Annotated in this window: 22 protein-coding genes; 12 read left to right on the top strand and 10 right to left on the bottom strand. The window is 62.7% G+C overall.

Features of this window, described 5'->3' with window-relative positions; all coding sequences use genetic code 11:
• Positions 1–135 precede the first annotated feature (135 nt).
• From DM807_RS21430 to DM807_RS21445, 4 genes are read left to right on the top strand one after another with little or no spacing between them, the layout of a single operon-like run.
• Positions 136–696 (top strand): putative antibiotic biosynthesis monooxygenase, encoded by a 561-nt coding sequence (locus DM807_RS21430; protein ID WP_012274154.1) that lies wholly within the window; start codon positions 136–138, stop codon positions 694–696.
• Positions 697–729: 33 nt separating this feature from the next.
• A complete protein-coding gene (gene folM, locus DM807_RS21435) occupies positions 730–1,467 on the top strand; it encodes a dihydromonapterin reductase (RefSeq protein WP_012274155.1) in 738 nt (245 codons plus the stop codon).
• A gap of 9 nt (positions 1,468–1,476) precedes the next feature.
• Positions 1,477–1,773, top strand: a complete 297-nt coding sequence (locus tag DM807_RS21440; protein ID WP_012274156.1) for a DUF1244 domain-containing protein — start codon at positions 1,477–1,479, stop codon at positions 1,771–1,773.
• On the top strand, positions 1,766–2,107 hold the full coding sequence (locus DM807_RS21445; RefSeq protein WP_179027891.1) for a HopJ type III effector protein: 342 nt from the start codon (positions 1,766–1,768) through the stop codon (positions 2,105–2,107). The genes DM807_RS21440 and DM807_RS21445 overlap by 8 nt, the downstream gene beginning before the upstream one ends.
• Before the next feature lie 99 nt (positions 2,108–2,206).
• Here the strand turns inward: DM807_RS21445 and DM807_RS21450 are convergent, their stop codons facing one another.
• The 3 genes from DM807_RS21450 to DM807_RS21460 form a co-directional block, all read right to left on the bottom strand.
• Positions 2,207–3,109: an alpha/beta hydrolase family protein gene (locus DM807_RS21450; RefSeq protein ID WP_060494101.1), complete on the bottom strand. Its 903-nt coding sequence runs from the start codon at positions 3,107–3,109 to the stop codon at positions 2,207–2,209.
• Positions 3,110–3,214: 105 nt separating this feature from the next.
• Positions 3,215–4,426, bottom strand: coding sequence for an enoyl-ACP reductase FabV (fabV, locus tag DM807_RS21455; RefSeq protein WP_012274159.1), 1,212 nt, complete (start codon positions 4,424–4,426; stop codon positions 3,215–3,217).
• Positions 4,427–4,573: 147 nt separating this feature from the next.
• Positions 4,574–5,428: a LysR substrate-binding domain-containing protein gene (locus DM807_RS21460; protein ID WP_012274160.1), complete on the bottom strand. Its 855-nt coding sequence runs from the start codon at positions 5,426–5,428 to the stop codon at positions 4,574–4,576.
• A gap of 135 nt (positions 5,429–5,563) precedes the next feature.
• Between DM807_RS21460 and DM807_RS21465 the strand changes: the two genes are divergently transcribed.
• From DM807_RS21465 to DM807_RS21480, 4 genes are read left to right on the top strand one after another with little or no spacing between them, the layout of a single operon-like run.
• Positions 5,564–6,604 (top strand): agmatine deiminase family protein, encoded by a 1,041-nt coding sequence (locus tag DM807_RS21465; protein WP_060515738.1) that lies wholly within the window; start codon positions 5,564–5,566, stop codon positions 6,602–6,604.
• Positions 6,601–7,497: an N-carbamoylputrescine amidase gene (aguB, locus tag DM807_RS21470; protein WP_060494103.1), complete on the top strand. Its 897-nt coding sequence runs from the start codon at positions 6,601–6,603 to the stop codon at positions 7,495–7,497. The genes DM807_RS21465 and aguB overlap by 4 nt, the downstream gene beginning before the upstream one ends.
• A gap of 2 nt (positions 7,498–7,499) precedes the next feature.
• Positions 7,500–8,585 carry an extracellular solute-binding protein gene (locus tag DM807_RS21475; protein WP_012274163.1) on the top strand — a complete coding sequence of 362 codons (1,086 nt, stop codon included), beginning with the start codon at positions 7,500–7,502 and terminating at the stop codon, positions 8,583–8,585.
• Between the two features lie 3 nt (positions 8,586–8,588).
• Complete coding sequence (locus tag DM807_RS21480; protein ID WP_179027892.1) at positions 8,589–9,698, top strand: agmatine deiminase family protein; 1,110 nt, start codon at positions 8,589–8,591, stop codon at positions 9,696–9,698.
• A 21-nt stretch (positions 9,699–9,719) separates the two neighbouring features.
• Here the strand turns inward: DM807_RS21480 and DM807_RS21485 are convergent, their stop codons facing one another.
• Together DM807_RS21485 and DM807_RS21490 are read right to left on the bottom strand one after the other, a co-directional pair.
• Positions 9,720–10,253, bottom strand: a complete 534-nt coding sequence (locus DM807_RS21485; protein ID WP_081336958.1) for a cytochrome b/b6 domain-containing protein — start codon at positions 10,251–10,253, stop codon at positions 9,720–9,722.
• Positions 10,250–10,516 carry a PepSY domain-containing protein gene (locus DM807_RS21490; protein ID WP_179027893.1) on the bottom strand — a complete coding sequence of 89 codons (267 nt, stop codon included), beginning with the start codon at positions 10,514–10,516 and terminating at the stop codon, positions 10,250–10,252. The genes DM807_RS21485 and DM807_RS21490 overlap by 4 nt, the downstream gene beginning before the upstream one ends.
• Before the next feature lie 175 nt (positions 10,517–10,691).
• On the opposite strand from DM807_RS21490, the gene DM807_RS21495 reads away from it, so the two are divergent.
• Positions 10,692–11,870, top strand: coding sequence for an acetyl-CoA C-acetyltransferase (locus DM807_RS21495; RefSeq protein WP_179027894.1), 1,179 nt, complete (start codon positions 10,692–10,694; stop codon positions 11,868–11,870).
• An 84-nt stretch (positions 11,871–11,954) separates the two neighbouring features.
• Here the strand turns inward: DM807_RS21495 and DM807_RS21500 are convergent, their stop codons facing one another.
• Together DM807_RS21500 and DM807_RS21505 are read right to left on the bottom strand one after the other, a co-directional pair.
• Entirely contained in the window at positions 11,955–12,674 is a 720-nt protein-coding gene (locus tag DM807_RS21500; protein ID WP_060494107.1) for an SDR family NAD(P)-dependent oxidoreductase, read from the bottom strand.
• A gap of 67 nt (positions 12,675–12,741) precedes the next feature.
• Entirely contained in the window at positions 12,742–13,542 is an 801-nt protein-coding gene (locus DM807_RS21505) for a 5-methyltetrahydropteroyltriglutamate--homocysteine methyltransferase (RefSeq protein WP_012274169.1), read from the bottom strand.
• Between the two features lie 208 nt (positions 13,543–13,750).
• Between DM807_RS21505 and DM807_RS21510 the strand changes: the two genes are divergently transcribed.
• Positions 13,751–15,238: a methylenetetrahydrofolate reductase C-terminal domain-containing protein gene (locus DM807_RS21510; protein ID WP_179027895.1), complete on the top strand. Its 1,488-nt coding sequence runs from the start codon at positions 13,751–13,753 to the stop codon at positions 15,236–15,238.
• On the opposite strand, the gene yjiA is transcribed toward DM807_RS21510, so the two are convergent.
• The 3 genes from yjiA to DM807_RS21525 all read right to left on the bottom strand — a co-directional run bounded on the left by yjiA (position 15,198) and on the right by DM807_RS21525 (position 18,535).
• Positions 15,198–16,175, bottom strand: a complete 978-nt coding sequence (gene yjiA / locus DM807_RS21515) for a GTPase (RefSeq protein WP_012274171.1) — start codon at positions 16,173–16,175, stop codon at positions 15,198–15,200. The genes DM807_RS21510 and yjiA overlap by 41 nt on opposite strands.
• Before the next feature lie 78 nt (positions 16,176–16,253).
• Positions 16,254–16,451: a YbdD/YjiX family protein gene (locus tag DM807_RS21520; protein WP_003251633.1), complete on the bottom strand. Its 198-nt coding sequence runs from the start codon at positions 16,449–16,451 to the stop codon at positions 16,254–16,256.
• 17 nt (positions 16,452–16,468) lie between these two features.
• A complete protein-coding gene (locus DM807_RS21525; RefSeq protein ID WP_012274172.1) occupies positions 16,469–18,535 on the bottom strand; it encodes a carbon starvation CstA family protein in 2,067 nt (688 codons plus the stop codon).
• A 177-nt stretch (positions 18,536–18,712) separates the two neighbouring features.
• Between DM807_RS21525 and DM807_RS21530 the strand changes: the two genes are divergently transcribed.
• Together DM807_RS21530 and DM807_RS21535 are read left to right on the top strand one after the other, a co-directional pair.
• The gene (locus DM807_RS21530; RefSeq protein WP_012274173.1) at positions 18,713–19,078 is read left to right on the top strand and encodes a PilZ domain-containing protein; all 366 of its coding nucleotides are present in this window, start codon (positions 18,713–18,715) and stop codon (positions 19,076–19,078) included.
• A 263-nt stretch (positions 19,079–19,341) separates the two neighbouring features.
• Positions 19,342–20,859, top strand: a complete 1,518-nt coding sequence (locus DM807_RS21535) for a nucleobase:cation symporter-2 family protein (protein ID WP_012274174.1) — start codon at positions 19,342–19,344, stop codon at positions 20,857–20,859.
• The last annotated feature ends 39 nt before the right edge of the window (positions 20,860–20,898 follow it).

A 20,898-nucleotide genomic window follows, 5' to 3' on the forward strand; every position in this document is an offset into this window, starting at 1 on the left:
TGACATTTGCCGATGATCGCAACTGCGCGATAATCCGCGCCCGATTCTTGCATGCACGCCTGCGTCGCCCACCACCCCGGGCCACGCAGCCAAAGGGGCCAGCTACCCGCCAGCCCCGTTGCCAGGAGATACACGATGTCTACCCCACCCGTCACCTTGATGGTGTCGCGCCGCGCCGCCCATGGCCGCTACCAGGACCTGCTGGCCTGGCTGCACGAAGGCGAGCAGCTGGCCACCGACTTCCCCGGTTACCTCGGCTCGGGCATCCTCGCCCCGCCACGCGATGGCGACGAATTCCAGATCATCTTCCGTTTCAGCGACGAGCCCACCTTGCATGCCTGGGAACATTCCGCTTCGCGGCGGGCTTGGCTGCAGCGCGGCAACGGCCTGTTCGAGCGCCCCAAAGAGGCGCGCGTAAGCGGCATCGATGACTGGTTTGGCACCAACATGGTGCAAAAACCACCGCGCTGGAAGCAGGCCGTGGCCATCTGGCTGGCGTTCTTCCCGGTATCGCTGGCATTCAACCTTCTGTTCGGCCACTGGTTGTCGGCACTCGACCTGATACCCCGCGTACTGCTCAGCACTTTGGCCCTGACGCCGCTGATGGTGTACCTGTTCATCCCGTTGTCCACCCGCTTGCTAGCCAGTTGGCTGCTGGCCTCCCCGGCCACCACTGGCGCCTTGCGCAGCCGCTGAGGCCAGGCCATACAACAGGGAAACAGTTCGGGTATGCTGGGTGGCAACCAAAGGACAGACAAGTTGACCGCCCCGAACATGAACAGCCCCATTCTCGTTACCGGAGCCAGCCAGCGCGTCGGGCTGGCCCTGGCCCTTGAACTGGCACAGGCCGGCCATACGGTGGTCAGTGCCAGCCGCAGCATCCAGCCACAGGCGGCCCACCCGAACATCGTGCAGTTCCAGGCCGACCTGTGCCAGCCAGCCGACCGCCAGGCCCTGATCGACCACCTGCACACCCATTACGACGGCTTGCGCGCCATCATCCATAACGCCTCGCTGTGGCTCGACGATGGCCTCGACAACCTCGACACCATGTTCCGCCTGCACGTCGAAGCGCCCTACCACCTCAACCTGGCCCTGGGCGACCTGCTGGCCAAGGTGGAAAAGGCCGACATCATCCACATCTGCGACGAAACCTCTTCGCGCGGCAGTAAAAGCCACATCGGCTACGCCGCCACCAAGGCCGCGCTGCAGAACATGGTGCTGTCATTTGCCGAAAAATATGCGCCCAAGGTGCACGTGAACGGTATCCTGCCCGGGCTGCTGATCCTCAAGGAAGGGGGTGACGAAGCCTACCGCCAGCAAACCCTGAAAAAGGCCCTGCTGGAATTCGAACCCGGCGCCGGCCCGCTGATCGAGACAGTCAAGTACCTGCTCGCCAGCCAGTACAGCACCGGCAGCCAGGTGGTCATCAACGGTGGCCGCCACCTGAAGAACCGCATGACTTGAGAGACACCCATGACGCCACAACAACAGCTCGAACTTGAGGCCGCCGCGTTCCGCCGCCTGGTCGAACACCTGCAAAAGCGCACCGATGTACAGAACATCGACCTGATGAACCTGTCCGGTTTCTGCCGCAACTGCCTGTCCAAGTGGTACAAGGCCGCGGCTGACGAGCGCCAGCTCGACCTGAGCCTGGATGATGCCCGCGAAGCGGTGTACGGCATGCCCTACGCCGAGTGGAAAGCCCAACACCAGAAAGAAGCCAGCGCCGAACAACAAGCGGCGTTCGAAAAAGGAAAACCTCGTGACTGATCTGAACACCCTGCGCGCCAGCCTGGCCAGCGGCCAACATGTCTTTGCCGATACCCTGGCGTTCATTGCCGACAACTACAGCTACCAGCCTCAGGCGTTCAACAATGGCGGCGTGGAGAATGCGGCCGGGCAAAACGAAGGTTCGTGCAAAACCCTGGGCCTGGCTTTGCTGGAAGGGCTGAGCGACCAGGAAGCGCTGCTGGCCTTTGGCGAGCACTACCGTGACGTGGTGGCCACGCCCGAGGGCAACGACCATGGCAATATCCGCGCGCTGATCAAGCAGGGTCTGGCGGGCGTGAAATTTGCCGGGCAGCCCCTGTCGCGCAAGGCTTGAGATAGCCCGGGCCACTCCCACAAGGGGCGCATACCTCCTGTGGGAGCGGCCTTGTGTCGCGATGGGCTGCAAAGCAGCCCCAAAATATCGATCCCACCCTCAATCCATGATGGTTCCAGGCCCCCCTTCTTTCAGCTCTCCCTGCTGCAGCCACTGCAAGGCCACCGGCCACAAGCTTTCGCGAAACCGGTCATGGAAAAACGCGAAATGGCCAATTTCGTCGACCGAGATATCCACAGGCGCGATACGCAGGTGCCGGGCACCCTGTAGATAACCCAACAATCGCTCGGTCGCCGCCACGGTGCCAAACGGGTCGTCAGTGAGGCTGATGGCCAGCGTCGCCGCCCGCACCTGAACGAACGGAAGCGTCGCCAGCGCCCGAGCGCTGGGGCGATGCTCGTAACGTGGGGTACGTGTGGTCCAGTCGTGCACCACGCCGGATGGCGTGTCTTCAAGCCAACCCAGGCGCTTGCCGGGGAAGTAGCCGAATAACCGCGTCAGTAGCGGCATTACCACATGCCATTTGCCGAGCAACTGCCAGCGCTGGTCGACAGCGTAGTCGCGCCAATAGGCAAACTGCGCGCCCACCATCACTACCCGGCGTACCTGGCCTGCCGACGCGGCCAGCCCTACTGCGCAGCCGCCGAAACTGTGCCCCACCACGTCCACTGGCTGACCGGGGAAATGCTCTGCCGCATGCGCCAGCATCGCTTCGAAATCCAGCCTGCCCCAATCGCTCCACGAGGCCTGGAAGCCGCGCAATGAAGCTGGGCGGGACTCGCCGATGCCACGGTAATCGTAGGTCAGCACATCGCAGCCATGGGCAAACAGGTAGTCGGCAAAGCGGGAGTAATAGCGGCAGCGTACCGAAGTGGCAGCGTTGATGATCACCAGCGGACGCTGGGGGTCAGGGCGAGCGTGGCGCCAGCAGAAGCCGCCGAGGCTGTAACCGTCGGCTGTGGCCTGGCGAAAGGGGGCGGCGGGTTGGGTGAGGCTACTCATGGCGCATTCCCTGTTGTTGTGCGCCAAAGCTAGCAAAGATTTTATAGCCTGTACCGGCCTCTTCGCGGGTTTACCCGCAAAAGGGCCGGTGCAGGTTAACTACGGTTACAGCTCGATGCAGTCGAACTTGACATCGGTGGCCACGTCTTCGTCGTAGTTGACGTCAGCGCGCTCGAAACCGAACAGGTTGAGGAACTGCTTCTTGTAACCGGCGTAGTCGGTCAGCTCGAACAGGTTCTCGGTGGTCACTTGTGGCCACAGGGCCTTGCAGGCGGTCTGAACGTCGTCGCGCAGTTCCCAGTCGTCCAGGCGCAGACGGCCCTTCTCGTCAACGTCGGCCGGCGCACCGTCGGCACGGTACATACGGTCGCGGTACATGCGGTCGAGCTGGTTCTGAGTACCTTCGTGAATGCCTTTCTCCTGCATGATCTTGAAGACCATCGACAGGTACAGCGGCATCACCGGGATGGCCGAGCTGGCCTGGGTCACCACCGACTTGAGCACGGCCACGTTGGCGCCGCCTTTCACTTCATCGGCCAGTTTCTGGTCCAGACGCAGGGCGGTTTCGTCCAGGTCCTGCTTGGCCTGGCCCAGGGCACCGTGCCAGTAGATCGGCCAGGTGATATCGCTGCCGATGTAGCTGAAGGCCACGGTGCGAGCGCCTTCGGCCAGCACGTTGGCGCCTGCCAGGGCATCGATCCACAGCTGCCAGTCCTGGCCACCCATGACGGTGACGGTGTCGGCGATTTCCTGCTCGGTGGCCGGCTCGATGCTGGCCTCGATGATGGTGTCCTTGTTGGTGTCGATGGCGGTCGACTTGTACGGCTCGCCGATCGGCTTGAGTGCCGAGCGAATCACTTCACCGGTCTGCGGCAGCTTGCGCACGGGCGATGCCAGCGAGTAGATGACCAGGTCGACCTTGCCACCCATTTCGTTCTTGATCAGTTCGATGACCTTGGCACGGGCTTCGTCAGAGAAGGCGTCACCGTTGATCGACTTGCTGTACAGGCCTTCGGCCTTGGCAAACTTGTCGAAGGCTGCAGAGTTGTACCAGCCAGCGGTGCCGGCCTTGGTCTCAGTGCCAGGCTTTTCGAAGAACACACCCAGGGTGTCGGCCTTGAAGCCGAACGCCGCGGTGATGCGAGCTGCCAGGCCGTAGCCGCTGGAAGCGCCAATGACCAGGACCTTCTTCGGGCCATCCTCGCGCACGCCCAGCTTGCGGGTGGCTTCGATCTGGTCACGGACGTTGAGCTCGCAGCCCTTCGGGTGAGTCGTGGTGCAGATGAAACCGCGAACCTTAGGATGAATGATGGCCAATGTCTGTACCTCGTCAGGTTTATGCCGGGGAAGCGCCGCTTGGGGCGATTCCGATTGATCAGAGGGTGAGACTACCCCCGCAGGTTATCCGACACATATTACGGGGTGATCATGGGGATGCAAAACCGAGGTTCTTGCGTGCCGACATCAATCCAAGGCCAACGCGGCTCTCAACCAGTCCAGAAACTGCCGGGCCAGCGGATCCTCCTGACTCTCCCGATGCACCAGGCAAGCCCACGCAGGCCCCCGCACCCGCTGCGCCGACAACGCCTGCAAACGCCCCTCTTGCACGGCCCGACGCGCCAGCAACTGGCTGACCAACGCCACCCCCAACCCCTCGCTCGCCGCATCCAGCAACAGCCCCGGGTCGGAAAAATTCAGCCCCTTGCCCTGCTGCCCAACATCCTCGCCGCCCTCCAGTTGCCAATGGCTCCAGTCCATCTCCCGTTCGCCGTGCAAGGTCGTACGCGCGGTTGCAGTCGCCAGGGAAGGATGGCAAGCCGGGTACAGCTGGTCCTGATGCAGCACGCTGAAGCTGCACTCAGCCTGGGCACTGAGATCATCGCGGATAGCCAGGTCGATGGTCTCGGTGGCCATGTCCGGCACCTCGAAACTGGTAAACAACCACAAGTCGACCTGCGGACAGCGCTGGTGAAAGTCCGCCAGCCGCGGCAGCAGCCAGTGCCTGGCAAAAGCCGGGCTGGTGTTCACCACCAGCTGATTGGGCTTGCGGTACTGGTCTAGCCGGCGAATGCCTACGGCCAGGTGCTGCAACAGCGATTGCGTGGTGCTGAGCAGGTCGTGCCCGGCGTCGGTCAGGCTCACGCTACGGCCACTGCGATGAAACAGCGGCTGCTCCAGGTAGGTTTCCAGGCTGCGAATTTGTTGGCTGATGGCCGACTGGGTCAGGTTCAACGCCTCGGCGGCCTTGTGGAAGCTGCCTAGCCGCGCAGCGGCCTCGAAGCCGCGCAGGGCATTAAGGGGTGGCCAGTGTTTGAGCATGATTGATAAGACCCGCTAATCAGATATGCGCTAAATCTATCGTTTGTCGCCAGCCAAGCCTAGCCATAGCATGGACACCAACACCCGCGACGGCGGGCTTCGTTGATAAAAATCCTTAATAGATCGGAGTTCACTATGCACCTGTCCCTCGACAGCGGCTGGCGTATGCCTGCCGAATGGGCCCGCCACGCGGCAACCTGGATGGTCTGGCCACACAACCAGGCCGTATGGGAAAGCGGCTGGCACGTGCGCCTGGCCGATGTACAACAGGACTACGCCCGTGTCGCAGCGGCCATCGCCCGTTTCGAACCGGTAAAGATGGTGGTCGACCCCTCCGCCATGGCCAGCGCCCGCGCCTTGTGCGGCGCCAATATCGAGCTGATCGAACTGGCCGTGGACGACAGCTGGTGCCGTGACAGCGGCCCAAGCTTCGTCTGCCACCCACAGCATGGCCTGGCCGGCCTGAGCTGGCGTTTCAATGCCTGGGGCGGCAAGTCGCACCACAGCCTGGACCGCAGCCTTGGCCGGCGCATGCTCGACCAGCTGGGCCTGGACGGTTTCAGCACGTCCCTGTGCAACGAAGGTGGGGCGATCCATGTGGATGGCGAAGGCACACTGATCACCACCGAATCTGTGCTGCTCAACCCTAACCGTAACCCAGGCATCAGCAAGGCTGAATTCGAGGCCTGTTTCGCCCGCTACCTGGGCATCAGCAAGACCATCTGGCTGCCGGGTGACCCGCAGTACGTCACCGGTGACATGACCGACGGCCACGTCGATGGCGTATGCGCCTTCGCCCGCCCAGGCGTGCTGCTGGTCGACGCCACCCATGAGCAACACTCGGTGTACGCCGAGGTGGTGCGGGAAAACCGCCGCGCCCTGGAACTGGCCACCGACGCCCAAGGCCGCCATTTCGAACTGCTCGACCTGTACGAGGCCAGCGCCGCCGTCGATCAGAATGCCGAGGTGTTCTGCGCGTCCTACACCAACTTCTACATCGCCAACGGCGCGATCATCATGCCGGCCTATGGCATCGCTGCCGACCAGGAGGCCGCTGCGCAGCTGGGCCACGCCTTCCCAGGCCGGGAGATCGTGCCGGTGCGCATTGACCACATCGCCTACGGCGGTGGCGGCATTCATTGCATCACCCAGCAGCAGCCCGAGGTGCAGCCATGAGCCAGTTGCGTATCGCCACCACGCAGATGCCGTGCAGTTGGAACCTGCCCGACAACCTCGACCGCGCCGAGCAACTGGTACGCCAGGCCGCTGCCAAGGGCGCCCAGGTGATCCTGCTGCAGGAGTTGTTCGCTACCCCGTACTTCTGCATCGAGCAGGATCACCAGCACCAGGCCCTTGCCCAGCCCTACCCCGACAGCCCGATCCTGCAGCGCTTCGCCGCGCTGGCCGGCGAGCTGGGCGTGGTGCTGCCGCTGAGCTGGTACGAGCGCGCCGGCAATGCCTTCTTCAATTCGCTGACCGTGGCCGACGCCGATGGCCGCCTGCTCGGTGTGTACCGCAAGACCCACATCCCCAACGCCATCGGCTACCAGGAGAAGGAATACTTCAGCCCTGGCGACACCGGCTTCAAGGTCTGGGATACCGCCTTCGGGCGCTTGGGCATCGGTATCTGCTGGGATCAGTGGTTCCCCGAAACCGCTCGCTGCCTGGCCCTGATGGGCGCCGAGGTGCTGCTGTTCCCCACCGCCATCGGCTCCGAGCCGGGCTGCGCCGAACTGGACTCTCGCGACCATTGGCAGGTCGCCATGCGCGGCCATGCCGCCGCCAACCTGCTGCCGGTGGTGGCAGCCAACCGCGTGGGCGAGGAAGTTGCCGCCAGCGATGCAGCGCTAGCCATGCGCTTCTATGGCTCATCGTTCATCTGCGACCACAAGGGCGCCATGCTCGCCGAAGCCGACCGCGACAGCAGCGGCATCTGGCTGCATGACCTGGACCTGGCCGGCATGCGCGAAGACCGCCTGAGTTGGGGCATCTTCCGTGATCGCCGCCCGGAAATGTACGCAACGCTGCTGACCCTGGACGGTACACACCCACACAGCCTGAGGGCCTGAGCATGAAACACCACGTTCTAGCCGCATTGGCACTGGCCGCCTGCGCTGGCCAGGCACTGGCCGAACAGCCGGTGCTGCGCCTGTACAACTGGGCCGACTATTTTGCCGAGGACACCCTCAAGCAGTTCACGGCCGAAACCGGTATTCAGGTGATCTACGACGTGATGGACGGCAGTGAAGTGCTCGAAGCCAAGCTGATGTCCGGGCGCAGTGGTTACGACCTGGTGTTCCCCGGCGATACCGTTGCAGAGCGTTTGATGCGCGCTGGCAGCCTGCAGCCACTGGACCACAGCCGCCTGGAGGCGCTCGACGATATCGAGCCCGGCCTGCGCAAGCTGCATGCCCAATACCCCAAGGCCAGCCAGGCCACGGTGCCCTACACCTGGGGCACCATCGGCCTGACGGTGAACGCCGACAAGGTTCGCCAGCGCATGCCTGGTGCACCGCTGGACAACCTCGACTTGCTGTTCAAGCCGGAGCTGGCGGCCAAGTTCGCTGACTGTGGTATCTCGGTCATCGACTCGCCCGATGAAGTGCTGGCCGTGGTACTCAACTACCTGGGCCGCGAACCACGCAGTGCCAAGCGTGAGGACCTGGCCGCCGCCAGCGAACTGCTCAAGGCGATACGCCCGTATGTGCGCAAGTTCCAGTCCCAGCCGGTGACCGAATTGGTCAACGAGAACTTGTGCCTGTCACTGGGCTACAGCGGCGATGTGATCCAGGCCCAGCGTACCGCCGAGTCCGCTGGCAAGCACCTCGACTTCCAGTACCGCGTACCGCGCCAAGGCACCACGGTGTGGATGGACACCATGGCCATTCCGGCCGATGCCAGGCACCCGGAATACGCCTATCGTTTCATCAACTTCGTCATGCGCCCGGCGAACATGGCTGCCATCAGCAACTTTACCGGCTACCCCACGGCCAGCGCCAAAGCGCGCCAGGCGGTGGACCCACGCATGCGCGACAACCCCGATATCTATCTCGACGAAGCCACCTATGCCCGGCTGATTCCGGGCCGGGATATTCCACAGGCCGACATGCGGGCACGCATGCGTGTGTGGACGCGCTTCAAGACTGCACAGGACTGAACCATGCCAAGCCGTAGAACCTTCCTGCAACTGTCGTTGGCCGCCGGCCTCGGCGCTGGCCTTGGCCTGCCCCTGGGGCTGGCCCGTGCCGAAGAACCGGGGCGCTGGTTCATGCCTGACGAGGGCGAATTGCAACAGCGCGCCTTCATCGCCTTTGGCGCCCAGGATGCGATCTGGGAGGACTTCACCGCCGACGTGCAAGCCGCACTCGGTCGCATTAGCCAAGCCATCGCGCGTTATCAGCCGGTGACCGTGTTCTGCCGCGCCAGCGAGCGCCAGCTGGCCGAGCAGCACTGTGGCCACCACAACACACATTTTGTCGAATGCCAACTGGATGACATCTGGATGCGCGACATCGGTGCCAATTTCGTCGTCGACGATGACGGCGCCCTGGCGGCGGTGGACTTCAACTTCAATGGCTGGGGCAACAAGCAGCGCCACCGTAACGATGCCCAGCTGGCCAAACGCGTTGCCACCCTGGCCAACGCGCGCTACCAGCGCAGTGAGCTGGTGGGTGAAGGGGGCGCCATCGAGGTGGACGGGCACGGCACCGGCATCATGACCGAGAGCAGTTGGGTCAATGCCAACCGCAACCCGGACTGGAGCAAAGCCGAGGTCGAGGCCGAGCTGAAGGCGCGGCTGGGCCTGAGCAAGATAATCTGGCTGCCGGGCATCGCCGGGAAAGACATCACTGATGGGCATGTGGATTTCTACGCCCGCTTCGTGCGGCCGGGTGTGGTGATTGCCAACCTGGACAACGACCCGGACTCCTATGACCACGCCGTGACGCGTAAACACCTGGAAATCCTGAAGCAGGCCACCGATGCCGAAGGACGTAAACTGCAGGTTCACGTGGTGTCACCGCCGCTGCGCGGGCGGCGTAACAAGTTCAGCAAAGGTAATGACGACTTTGCAGCGGGGTACATCAATTACTTCGTGATCAACGGCGCGATCATCGCACCGCAGTTCGGTGATGCGCAGGCGGATGAGAAGGCCCGAGCACTGCTGGCGGCGTTGTATCCAGGGCGGGATATCGTGCAACTGGACATCGATGCCATCGCGGCTGGAGGTGGGGGGATTCACTGTGTGACCCATCAGTGCCCGGCCGTTTGAATGAGGTTGCCTGGCCTGGCCTCAATCACGACGCCGCCGGCGCCCGGTGATCATCGACAACGGCAAGTTTTCGCGCAGCAGCACGCTTTCGTAGATGGCCGCCAGCACATGCACACACACCAGCGCCAGCACCGCATTGGCCAACCAACCGTGCAGGTCGGTCGGCCAATCGGCGCCCCACAGTGCATCCACTTCCTGCGACGCCCAACCAGTCAGGCCCAGGCCAGCGATACCCGCCAGCATCAACAGCATCACCAAGGCGCCAATCGGCGAGTGCCCCAGACGATGGCAAGGCTCCCCACGCAGCACCTTGCGCGCGTGCCCGGCCAGGCGTGCCGGGGTTGGCCAGAAGTCGGCCCAGCGCGCACTGGCTGGCCCGACAAAGCCCCAGACCACGCGCACCACGACGCACGCCAGTGCGTAGTAGCCCAGCCACTGGTGCCAGTCATCGCCCTCTTCGTTGAAAAAGTAGTTGGCGAAGAACACCGCTGCGATCGACAGGTGGCACAGCCGCAGGAGGGGATCCCACAGCCGCACCATGCCGTCGCTGTTCAATCGTGGTACTCGGACTTGACCGCTTTGCCGGTCACCGGGTCATGATAAATCTCGACCTTGCGACCGTCCTTGTCGAACCCATAGATCTCGTAGCAATTGCCCTTGGTAACCTTGAACTTGTTGATCTTGTAGCCCTGCTCCTTGAGCTGGGCCTGGAACTTTCCCTGGTCTTGCCAGGTGCTTTTATCCGCGGTGGTGCATTGGGTGGCGGCGAATGCTGTGCTGCTGCCGATCAGGAGGGTCAGTGCGATCAGGATGCGCATGGGTATGGGCTCCATTGGGTTGAGTGAAACAGCACGAAATTCAGCTTAGTTGGGGAGGACGCCAAGTGCCCATTGATTTGTTTTTCATATCAATCCGAAAGAAAAACAAACTTAACAAATAAGCCAAACCCGCCGATGCTGGTGGCACTACGCCTATTGCCCGGAGAACAACAACATGAACGACGTGGCTATCGTCGCCGCAACCCGTACCGCCATTGGCAGCTTCCAGGGCGCCCTGGCCTCCGTGCCTGCGGTCGACCTCGGCGCCGCCGTGATCAAGCGGCTGCTGGAGCAGACCGGGCTGGACCCGGCGCAAGTCGACGAAGTCATCCTCGGCCAGGTGCTCACCGCCGGCGCCGGGCAGAACCCGGCGCGCCAGGCTGCGATCAAGGCCGGCCTGCCCTTCAGCGTACCGGCCCTGACCCTGAACAAGGTCTGCGGCTCGGGCCTCAAGGCCCTGCACCTGGCCGCCCAGGCCATCCGTTGCGGCGACGCCGAGGTGGTGATTGCCGGTGGCCAGGAGAACATGAGCCTTGCTCCCTACGTGATGCCCTCGGCCCGTACTGGCCTGCGCATGGGCCATGGCCAACTGATCGACAGCATGATCACCGATGGCCTGTGGGATGCGTTCAATGACTACCACATGGGCATCACTGCCGAGAACCTGGTGGACACGTACAGCCTCACCCGCGAACAGCAGGATGCCTTTGCCGCCGAATCGCAGCGCAAGGCGGTGGCGGCGATCGAGGCCGGCCGCTTCGACGCGGAAATCACCCCCATCCTGCTGCCACAGAAAAAGGGCGAGCCCAAGGTCTTCGCCCGTGACGAGCAGCCACGCCCGGACACCACCGCCGAGTCCCTGGGCAAACTGCGCCCGGCCTTCAAGAAGGACGGCAGCGTCACTGCGGGCAATGCCTCCAGCCTGAATGACGGCGCCGCCGCCGTGTTGTTGATGAGCGCGGCCAAGGCCAAAGCCCTGGGCCTGCCAGTGCTGGCGAAGGTCGCCGCCTATGCCAGTGCCGGGGTAGACCCGGCGATCATGGGTATCGGCCCGGTTTCGGCGACCCAGCGTTGCCTGGACAAAGCCGGTTGGCAGTTGGCCGAACTGGACCTGATCGAAGCCAACGAAGCCTTTGCCGCACAGGCGCTGGCCGTGGGCAAGGCGCTGGAGTGGGATGCCGCGCGGGTCAACGTGAATGGCGGAGCGATTGCCCTGGGCCACCCGATTGGTGCTTCCGGGTGCCGCGTGCTGGTGACCTTGCTGCACGAGATGATCAAGCGCGATGCCAAGAAAGGCCTGGCGACCTTGTGCATTGGCGGTGGGCAAGGTGTGGCACTGGCGATCGAGCGCTGATCTCAGATTGAGTAGAACAGGCTAGGCCCTTTCGCGGGGTTACCCGCGAAGAGGCCGGGCCTGCTTGAACACCACTCTCAGGCTTCAGAACCGCTCATCGGCAATCGCCGGCAAGGTCAGCTCCCGCACATAACTGGCCGCCGAAAGCTCCAGCAGCGTGCGCACCATCAGCACCACATCGTGCAGCGGTATCAGCCCCCCTTCCCCACGCGCGGCAGCCTCTTCCACCGGCACATCCAGGCCGTCTTCGGTATTGAGGTACCCAAGGTTCAGGCACGTCACCCCAAGGCCTTGCCCTCGATAGCCTTCACGCAATGCTTCGGCGATGCCGCGCAGGCCGAACTTGGAGGCAGCGAAGGTCACTTCCGGGCGACCGCTTTGGGGCAGGCCGGAAGTGGAACCGGTCAGGATGATCCGTGGTTTTTCGCTTTCGAGCAGCAGCGGCAGCAGCCGTTTGACCAGCAGGATGGTGGCGGTGATGTTGCAGTCGACCATGCGCTGCAGCGCGGCGTCACAGTCATCAAGGAAGCTGTAGTGGTCTTCGAACGCTTCGGCCTCCCACAGGCCGAGGTTATAGATCAGCGTATCCACGCCACCCTCAGCCAGCGCTCGGGCTATCGACTCTACTGCAGCGGCAGGCTGGCCTAGATCGGCCTCGATCCACTGGGCGTCAATACCCTTGCCGACATTCACTGCCGCGGGTTTGCTGCGCGACACCCCAATCAACGTATCGCCGGGTTTGCCCAACCCTTCCATGAAAGCCTTGCCCAGGCCTTTACTGGCGCCGACTACCAGAACACGCATCGCATCACTCCCTGTCGATTTGATCGGAGTCGGCATTCTAGGGGGTTTTAAGCGCCCGTGGCGATGATCAAGCCGCAGCTCGGTTTTCGTCCAGCGCAGCTGCCAGCACGGCCACTTCCTGGCACTTCTGCACGGCCACTTCCACCGGGCTGCGCGACAACGAGCAGGCCGGCGCCAGCCATAGCCGCTCCCCCAGACGCTCATGGGCATCGTGCAGCAGGCCCAGGGTTTCTCCCAAGTCGCAAGCAGCTGCAGTGCGGCCGTCGACCAGGCCCAGCGACAACACCTTGTAGGTCGGTAGGCGGTCCAGAAGGGTCTGGTACTGCTCGGGTGCCTGTACCAGGTCGACATGCAGGCCATCGACAGGCAGGTTCACGGCCAGGCCGAGGTTGCCGTCAAGGCCACCGTAGTAGGTGGCAATCAGCTTTTTCAGCGGCGCGCGCTGAAGAATGTTGTAGACGCGCTCGTAAGCGTTTTTCCAGTCCTGCGGCAGGTCTTCGGCGAGAATCGGTTCATCGATCTGCACCCACTCCACGCCCATTGCAGCCAGGCGGTTGAGGTACTGATCGTACAGCGGCAGCAGGCGCTCGAGCAGTTCCAGCGTTTCGATGCTGCCGTTGTTTTCGCCCTGCCACAGATAAGTCAACGGGCCGATCACCACTGGCTTGACCGCATGGCCCAAGGCCTTGGCTTGTGCCACTTCATCAAAAAGCTGCGCCCAGCTCAGGTCGAACGGTTGATCATGCCAGGCAAAGTCACCCACTGGCAGCAATTGGATGCCGGCATCACGCTGAGCCTGCCAGTGACGGGCACGCGCCTCGCGGTCACCGCTGATGTGTGGAAAGCCCAGGTTGTGTGCCAGTGCCATGTTTTGTCCCTTAACCTGCATAAATGAATGAGAGGGATTTTCCGGCGGATAAACGCTTGAGACAAACTCATTAAATTTGAGATGAACCCAAGATTTCTTCATGATCATGCTGATGTCTCATTCAGAGCATCACCCTGCGCATTCGGACATGACCCCGCCCGCCTTCTGCCGCACCATGCCACCCTGACCACACCGGGTGCCCAGCCACATGAGCCTGCTGAAAACCGCGCTGCGCGAAAAGAACTTCGTCTGCGTCATGGAATTCGTCCCCAAGCCTTCGGCTGAACGCTTCGCCGCCATGGAAGCGATCTTGGCCCGTGCGCACCTGTGCGGCTGGCCGATGACCGTGGCCATCGGCGATCGCGTCGGCAGCCCGCTGGACATGTCGCCGCTGGACGCCCTCGCCTCGTTCGCCAACCCTGTGCCTGCCCTGCCGCATTTTTCCGGCAAGGATCGCGAACGCCATCACCTGCTCGCGCAACTGCAGCGTATGGACGCCGCAGGCCTCGATCAGCTGTTGCTGCTTACCGGCGACCGCCTGCCCGGCCATGAACCAGGCCTGCGCCCGGTGCGCTACCTGGAATCGGTCGCCGCCCTGCAGATTGCCCGCCAAGCCTGTCCGCACTGGCTGCTGGGCGCGGCACTGAACCCGTTCAAGTACCACGAGGAAGAAGGCGGCGCCCAGTATTTCAAGGCCGAGAAAAAGCTGGCGGCTGGGGCTGACTTCTTCACCCTGCAACTGGGCTTTGATGCCGCCAAGCACCAGGAAGCCATGCTTTGGATGCGCCGCCAGCCCACGCCCAAGCCCATGCTGGCCTGCCTCATGAGCCTCACCCACGGGCGCGCGACGATGCTCGACCATGTGGCCGGCGTCACCGTCACCCCGTCCATGCGCGACATGCTCGAAGCGGAGACCGCGCTGTCCAAGGTATTTGCCCAGGCGCGCAGTGTTGACCGCCTGGCCTTGCAGATCATCGGTGTAAAGCTGATGGGCTACGCCGGTGTGCACCTCTCAGGGGTGCACGAACTCAAGCAGTTGCTGGCCCTGGAAGCCCGTATCGAGCACTGGCAAACCCGGGTTCACACGCTGGAGCAATGGGCGCCCGCCTGGCAGGCCAGCTGGCAGATGCCCGGCCTGCCGGCAGTGATCTTCCATCCGCCGCAGGCGAGCTGGCGCCAGGGCGAGTCACAGGTCGATGCCGCGTTCAAGGAGAAAGCGCGCTATCACCTGATGCATGGCATGCATTCACTGCTGTTCAGCCGCCGTAACGGCCTGAGCAAGGCATTTGGCTGGGCGGTGCGCCAGCCTCTGTGGGCTACGCGCCTTGGCGCACTGGTGCTGCACAAGGTGGAGCGTGCTGTGAAACGGCCACTGGTGGGTTGCGATACCTGTGGCCACTGCCGCCTCGAAGATACCTTGTACGTCTGCCCAGAAACCTGCCCCAAAGGCCTGGCCAACGGCCCCTGCGGTGGAACCGCCCTGAACCGCTGCGAGTTCGGTGACCGCGAGTGCATCCACAGCGTCAAGTACCGCACCGCCAAAGCCGTGCGGCAAACTGCCGTGCTGACCGAGCGGCTGATCCCGTGCATCGAGGTCGAAACCCGCCACCGCAGCTCCTGGCCGCAGTGGTTCGCAGCGCAGACGCCGCGGCGGCTCAGCCCGCAGCCAGCGCCTCGAAGCCAGCCCGAATCGTAGCTTCGGGTAATTCATCGGCGATGAACACCATCACACTCTCGCGCGTTTCGCCAGCGCCCCACTCGGCGTCCCAATCGAAGCCATAGAGCTTGAGCACACCTTGGAATACCAGCTTGCGCTCTTCGCCGGCAATGTTCAGCACGCCCTTGTAGCGCAACAGTTGTGTGCCGTGGGTTTCCAGCAGTTCGTTCATGAAGCCGCTGAGGCGATCGATATCCAACGCAGTGTCCGTGCGCAGCACCATCGTGGAGATACGGTCCGGCGTGGCGGGTTTGAGCACCGGGCGCAGTGTCAGTTTCAAGTTCGCACCCAGGTCAGGGTTGAGGTTGAAACCTCGCACATCCAGTAGTTCAGCCAGGTCGATGCATCCGTGTTCAACCACCCGGATCGCGGCCCGACCATTGATGCGGGCCAGGCGCTCGCGCAGCGCGTCTACCGCAGCCGGCTCGACCAAGTCTGTCTTGCTCAGCAGCAAGCGATCGGCAAAGCCGACCTGGGCCTGAGCGATGGTCTGGGTCAGGTGCAGTTCGGCATGCGCGGCATCGACCAGGGTGATGATGCCGTCGAGGATGTAGCGCTCACGCAGTTCCTCGTCGATGAAGAAGGTTTGCGCTACCGGCGCCGGGTCGGCCAGGCCGGTACATTCGATCACCAGGCGGTCGAAGGCGATTTCCCCGGCATCCAGGCGCTCGAGCAGCAGGTACAGGGCGCGAGTCAGGTCGCCATGGATGCTGCAACACACACAACCGTTGGCCAGGGTCATCACCTGCACCGGCTGGTCGCCCAGCAATTGGCTGTCAATGCCGGCCTCACTGAATTCGTTTTCGATCACCGCGAGCTTCAGGCCGTGCTCGGCCTTGAGCATGTGCTTGAGCAAGGTGGTCTTGCCGGCACCGAGGAAGCCCGTGAGGACGGTTACGGGAATAGGCGTCTGCACGCAGAAAGTCTCCTGAATCTGAAAATGACTGTGGGAGCCGGTTACCCAGGCTCCCACAGGTTCACACGTGTCGCAGGCTCAACAGCACTTGGGCCCGGACTTGCCGCCGTAACGCGCTTCTTGCCGTTCGCGGAAGAACGCTTCGTAGCTCATCACCGGCTTGTCCGGGTGCGTCTTCTGCATGTGCTCGACATAGTTGTCGTAGTCGGGCATGCCGACCATCAGGCGGGCTGCCTGCCCCAGGTATTTTCCCAGTCGACCCAAGTCGTTGAACATAACTGCAGTCCTCTCGATTACGCGTCAGGCAACGCCTGGAACGGGGTTTCCTTGTCGGTGCGCTCCTTGCGGCCCAGGGCGGCGTAGCCGACCTTGATGGCGAAGAACAGGATGCTGAAGACCACCAGCAGGAACAGAATCGTCAGGCCCGCGTTGGTGTAGGCGTTGAAGATCACGTGCTGCATCTGCCCGATGTCCTTGGCCGGGGCCAGCACTTGGCCTGCGTCCAGCGCGGTGCTGTACTTCTTGGCCAGGGCCAGGAAGCCAACCGCCGGGTTCGGGTCGAACAGCTTGATCAGGCCAGCAGCAGTGGTGCAGATCAGCAGCCAGACGGCCGGCAGCAGGGTGACCCAGATGTAGCGCTGACGCTTCATCTTGATCAGCACCACGGTACCGAGCATCAAGGCGATACCGGCCAGCATCTGGTTGGAGATGCCAAACAGCGGCCACAGGGTGTTGATGCCGCCCAGCGGGTCGATCACGCCCTGGTAAAGCAGGTAGCCCCAGAGTGCCACGCAGCCAGCGGTGGCGAGCAGGTTGGCACCCCACGATTCAGTGCGTTTGAGTGCTGGCACGAAGCTGCCCAGCAGGTCCTGCAGCATGAAGCGCCCGGCTCGGGTACCGGCGTCCACTGCGGTGAGGATGAACAGCGCCTCGAACAGGATCGCGAAGTGGTACCAGAAGGCCATGGTGTTTTCACCTGGCAACACCTGGTGCAGGATCTGCGCGATACCGACCGCCAGGGTAGGCGCACCACCAGCACGGGCCAGGATGGTGTGCTCGCCGATGTCACGGGCGACGGCTTCAAGCTGCTCGGGTGTAATCAGGAAGCCCCAGCTGCTGACTGTCTGCGCCACCGACGCTACGTCTGCACCGACCACGGCAGCCGGGCTGTTCATGGCGAAGTACACGCCAGGCTCGATCACCGAAGCGGCGACCATGGCCATGATGGCGACGAACGATTCCATCAGCATGCCACCGTAGCCGATGTAGCGGGCGTTGGTTTCGTTATCCAGCAGCTTGGGGGTGGTCCCCGAGGAAATCAGCGCGTGGAAGCCGGACACCGCACCACAGGCAATGGTGATGAACAGGAACGGGAACAGGGTGCCCTTCCACACAGGGCCCGTGCCGTCGGTGAACTGGGTCAGCGCCGGCATTTTCAGCTCGGGGGCAATGATCAGGATACCGATGGCCAGGCCCACGATGGTGCCGATCTTGAGGAAGGTCGACAGGTAGTCACGTGGTGCCAGCACCAGCCAGACCGGCAGCACGGCGGCGACAAAGCCGTAGCCCACCAGCATCCAGGTGATCTGCACCCCGGTGAAGGTGAACGCCGGGCCCCATACCGGGTCCGCAGCGATCACGCCGCCCAGCCAGATAGACGCCAGCAGCAGCACCACGCCAACCACCGAGATCTCGCCAATGCGGCCCGGGCGGATGTAGCGCATGTAGATGCCCATGAACATCGCGATCGGGATGGTCGCCATCACCGTGAACATGCCCCACGGGCTTTCGGCGAGGGCCTTGACCACGATCAACGCCAACACCGCGAGGATGATGATCATGATCAGGAAGCAGCCGAACAGGGCGATGGTCCCCGGAATGCGGCCCATCTCCTCGCGCACCATGTCGCCCAGCGAGCGACCATTGCGGCGGGTAGACATGAACAGGACCATGAAGTCCTGCACCGCACCGGCCAGCACCACGCCGGCAATCAGCCACAACGTGCCGGGCAAGTAGCCCATTTGCGCGGCAAGTACCGGGCCGACCAAGGGGCCTGCGCCCGCGATGGCGGCGAAGTGGTGACCGAAAAGAATGTGTTTGTTGGTCGGAACGTAGTCCAGACCGTCGTTGTTGAGCACCGCCGGGGTGGCACGGCGAGGGTCGAGTTGCATCACCTTGGTGGCGATGAACAAGCTGTAGTAACGGTAGGCAACCAGGTAAATGGCCACCGCCGCGACCACGATCCACAAGGCGTTGATTGCCTCGCCGCGACGCAGGGCAACCACACCCAGCGCGCAGGCCCCTATGACTGCCAGCGCCAACCACGGAATGTGGCGTAGCAGGCTATTATTGTTGTTCATGGTTAGCTTCCAGCTGGTGGATTGGAAAGACCGCCCACCGAGTCTAGGGCGAGTCATCGCGCATTGCCACACTTGCTTTGGTCTAGAGCCTCTGCGGCCAGATTGCGGTACCTGATGCACATAACATTCTAACTATAGTCAGGATGTCACCTTAGGACCTACCCAAGGATCCATGCCATGAGCGATCACGACGAACGCCGCCGTTTCCAGCGTATCCAGTTCGACGCCCCGACCAGGCTTTGCCAGGGCGAACGTTGCTGGGAGGTGAAACTGCTCGACCTGTCCCTCAAAGGCCTGCTGGTCGAAAGCCCGAAAACCTGGGATCCCGACCTGAGCCAGGATTTCGAAGCCTACATCGTGCTCAACGACGAAGTGACCGAGGTGCAAATGCAGGTCGAACTGCGCCACGAAGAACCGAGCCGGCTGGGCTTCATCTGCCTGTACATCGACATCGATTCGATGAGCCATTTGCACCGTCTTGTGGAATTGAACGTGGCCGACAGCACCGAAATGATGCGCGAGCTGCGCGAACTCATCGAATAATGAAATCTCTTAGCTAGCTAATATCATTCCCACCGAGTGTTTCCTGTCTACCCAGACAGCTTTAAGCCTGGGTAGCAGAACTTTGTACACAGCTTTCCAATACAGCTTCTGACAAGTTGGTACGCCTTCTGCATTGGGATTTAGCACCCCATGCGGTCGTATCTGTGCGCGCTCCGATCAAAATATTGTATACAATTCTTGTGGCAATCATTTGAGGTAAGTGTCTACAGTAGCGGCACAACAATAAACAGAGAGCCTGCTCCATGACTACGTCCCCTAGCACGTCTCCCGCCAAGCGCCCCGAGGATGAAAACCTCGGCCTTGGTGCCAACCTGGCTTATGGTCTGCAGCATGTGTTGACCATGTACGGGGGGATCGTCGCGGTACCCCTGATCCTGGGGCAGGCCGCGGGCCTGAACGGTGCCGAAATCGGCATGCTGATCGCCGCCTCGCTGTTTGCCGGTGGCCTGGCCACCCTATTGCAAACCCTTGGCCTGCCGTTCTTCGGCTGCCAGTTGCCGCTGGTGCAGGGCGTGTCGTTCGCCGGTGTGGCGACCATGGGTGCGATCCTCAGCAGCGAGGGCGGCGGTGGCCTGCCTGGCGTGCTTGGCGCGGTCATGGCGGCGTCGCTGATCGGCTTCCTGATCACCCCGGTGTTCTCGCGCATCACCAAGTTCTTCCCTCCCCTGGTGACCGGCATCGTCATCACCACCATCGGCCTGACCCTGATGCCAGTGGCCGCACGCTGGGTGATGGGTGGCAACAGCGCCTCGCCAGAGTTCGGCAGCGTGGCCAACATCGGCTTGGCCGGGTTGACCTTCGCCATCGTGCTGCTGCTGAGCAAGCTGGGCAGCGCGACCATTTCGCGCCTGTCGATCCTGCTGGCCATGGTGATCGGCACACTGATCGCCTGGTCGCTGGGCATGGCCGACTTCAGCAAGGTCACCGAAGGCCCGATGCTGGCCTTCCCCACGCCGTTCCACTTCGGCATGCCGGAGTTTCACATCGCCGCGATCCTGTCGATGTGCATCGTGATCATGGTAACCCTGGTGGAAACTTCGGCCGACATCCTCGCCGTGGGTGAAATCATCGACACCAAGGTTGACTCCAAGCGCCTGGGCAACGGCCTGCGTGCCGACATGGCATCGAGCATCCTGGCGCCGATCTTCGGCTCGTTCACCCAGAGCGCGTTCGCCCAGAACGTCGGCCTGGTGGCCGTGACCGGGGTCAAGAGCCGCTACGTGGTGGCCACCGGTGGTGTGATTCTGGTGGTACTCGGCCTGCTGCCGATCATGGGCCGGGTGATTGCCGCCGTGCCTACCCCGGTACTGGGTGGCGCTGGTATCGTGCTGTTCGGCACCGTGGCGGCCAGCGGTATCCGCACTTTGTCCAAGGTCAGCTACAAGAATAACGTCAACCTGATCATCGTCGCGGCCTCGCTGGGCTTCGGCATGATCCCGATTGCCGCGCCGACCTTCTACCACCACTTCCCGAACTGGTTCGAGACCATCTTCCACTCGGGCATCAGCTCGGCGGCGATCATGGCCATCTTGCTGAACCTGATCTTCAACCACTTCACCACCGGCAACTCGGAAAACCAGTCGGTGTTCGCTGCGGCGTACGAGCGCACCATCCAGTATTCGGACATTTCCGCGCTGCGTGATGGCGACTACTTCAAGGACGGCAAGCTGTTCGATGCCGAGGGTAACGAAGTGCCGATGCTGGAGCTGGACGAGCATGGCAATGAAACGGTCAGGCGCGCAGCGGTTGCCGAGCATTGACTGCTGACTGAGCGGTGAGGTGGAGGGGGCCGATGCGCA

The sequence above is a fragment of the Pseudomonas hunanensis genome (assembly GCF_013393325.1).
In the GTDB taxonomy this organism is placed as follows: domain Bacteria; phylum Pseudomonadota; class Gammaproteobacteria; order Pseudomonadales; family Pseudomonadaceae; genus Aquipseudomonas; species Aquipseudomonas putida_P.